Below are 2,215 nucleotides of genomic sequence, written 5' to 3'. Positions count from 1 at the left end.
AAATATCTTTTCGATCTGGGACCGTTTGTTCGGGACTTTTATGAAACTGGACCGACAAAAAATCGTGTATGGGGTGGATACTTTCCCTGACCGGGAGGAGAATGCCAGTGTTACCGGCTTACTCAAACAGCCCTTCCATAAGTACCGCAAACCCACTACCGTTTCCGTGGAGGAATGATCAGGGATAGATCAGGTAGCGTTTACGGATCTTTTTGAATTTTTCTATATCGGGGGCCCAGCCCTTTCGGATTTCTTCTTCTGTTATGCCGGCTTCGATGGCCTCCTGCAGTTGGGCAGTTCCAGCATGTTTTGTAAATCCTGAAGTTTTAAAGAATTGTTCCGGGTCACGGGAATTCTGATAGGCTGCTATCAACCATTGCAGGGAAACTGACTGCATTCTCGGTTCCCTGCTGAGGTCCTGTCCAAAGCATATTTGTCCATTGTGCTTGGGATTTTTGGACCCGAAGTTGGGTTTGGGCTGATACCGAAACTTGAATACGAGGCTATCCAGAAAAGGCGCGCCAAAACGCTGAAACTGGAATTCCGTCCCCCTGCCTGCATTTACATGCGTCCCTTCGAATAATCCCAGGCTGGGATACAGATTGATGGCCTGGTCATTTGGAAGGTTAGGGGAAGGCCTGATGGGCAGGGAGTAAGGCCTGCTGTGGATGTAATTTTCCAGCGGAATAACTGTCAGTGCTGCTTTCTTATCATCCTGCATCCAGCCTTCCTCATTGATCATACGGGCATATTCGCCAATGGTCATTCCATATACCAGGGGAATCGATGTCATTCCAAGAAACCCCCTGTGCTCCTTTTCCATAGTGGGTCCATCAACATAGTGTCCGTTAGGATTGGGCCGGTCGAGAACCAGAATGGGGATGCCTTCCTCGGCGCATGCCTCCATAACAAGTTGCAGGGTTGCTATGTAGGTGTAGAACCGCACCCCCACGTCTTGAATATCAAATACCACTAATTCCAATCCCTGCAGTTGCTCAGGCGAAGGCTTTCTGTTTTTACCGTAGAGGGAAATTACAGGGAGCCCTGTGGCTACATCTTGTCCGTCTTTTACTTCCTCACCTGCATCGGCCGTCCCCCTGAAACCGTGTTCGGGGGCAAAAACCACTTCGACATCCATACCCAGGGTGAGGAGGGAATCCACAAGATGGGTATATCCCTGCCCGGGGTCACCGGGTTTATTAAAAATTACACTGGTGGGATTGGCTACAATACCGAGACGTTTTCCTTCCAGGCGGTGCAGATAGGCAGAGGTACGGTTAGCGCCAACAACGATCGGGGCCACGGACTCCTGCTGTTCAGACCTTGGAGCATTGGTGGGGTTCGCCTGCTTTTTTCCGCTGCTTCCCCCACAGGCGAGGAGCATCAAAAACCATAATAAAAATGTATTTTTGAGACTGTATTTAAATGGCATAAATTGAATTTAGCATTTTTTATTGCGAGGCGACTGATCAAAGGAGGAGATCATAAAATTAGCATATCCGCCCCAATAATAAAAATTGCTGTAGTGGCCGTTGCCCTTGGGGTTATCATGATGCTTGTGGCTATTGCAACCGGGGTGGGCCTCAAGGAGAAGATCCGGGAGAAGGTATCCGTTTTTAACGGCCATATTCAGATCTATAACTTCGACAATAACCAGTCTGATGTATCGGTGGTTCCGGTATCCCTAAACCAGGATTTTTATCCCACCTTCGATTCCGTAGAGGGCATTTCTCATATTCAGGCGGTGGCTACAAAAGCGGGGATCATCCGCACCGCAGAGACCTTTGAAGGCATCATCGCGAAAGGTGTAGGGCCGGATTACCAGTGGGCCCAATTCTCTGAATACCTGGAGGAAGGGCGATTACCCGATTTTAGCGGGGAGCTAAATGAAGAAGTTTTGATTTCTTCCTATATGGCCCAGCGGCTGGAATTGGGTGTTGGGGACAGCTTTTTCACCTTTTTCCTGCGGGATGAAGACCCGTCGAAGATGCCCAACCAGCGCAAGTTTGTCGTGGTAGGAATTTATGATAGCGGTTTTGAAGAGTTTGACAGTACCTATGTTTTTACGGATATCCGCCATATCCAACGCATGAACCGCTGGGAAGCGGATGAAGTGGGCAACTTCGAGATCTTCCTTGAGAATTTTGACGATATAGAAACAAAGAGTGCTGAGATCTACGGAAACACCCTTTCCACGCTGGACACACAAACCATC

Annotated in this window: 3 protein-coding genes; 2 read left to right on the top strand and 1 reads right to left on the bottom strand. The window is 48.8% G+C overall.

All coding sequences use genetic code 11. The features are described from left to right. The coding region (locus tag AC4E7D_RS14165; RefSeq protein ID WP_490174427.1) for a sterol desaturase family protein at positions 1-178 on the top strand (178 nt) is incomplete at its 5' end. On the opposite strand, the gene AC4E7D_RS14160 is transcribed toward AC4E7D_RS14165, so the two are convergent. Then, on the bottom strand, positions 179-1,432 hold the full coding sequence (locus AC4E7D_RS14160) for an exo-beta-N-acetylmuramidase NamZ family protein (RefSeq protein ID WP_490174426.1): 1,254 nt from the start codon (positions 1,430-1,432) through the stop codon (positions 179-181). Between the two features lie 3 nt (positions 1,433-1,435). On the opposite strand from AC4E7D_RS14160, the gene AC4E7D_RS14155 reads away from it, so the two are divergent. Continuing rightward, positions 1,436-2,215: ABC transporter permease (locus AC4E7D_RS14155; RefSeq protein ID WP_490174425.1), on the top strand; the 780-nt coding region annotated here is incomplete at its 3' end.

Source organism: Lentiprolixibacter sp., assembly GCF_982873095.1.
The sequence above is the reverse complement of the archived record's forward strand: the minus strand, read 5'-3'. Positions and strand labels throughout refer to the sequence as shown.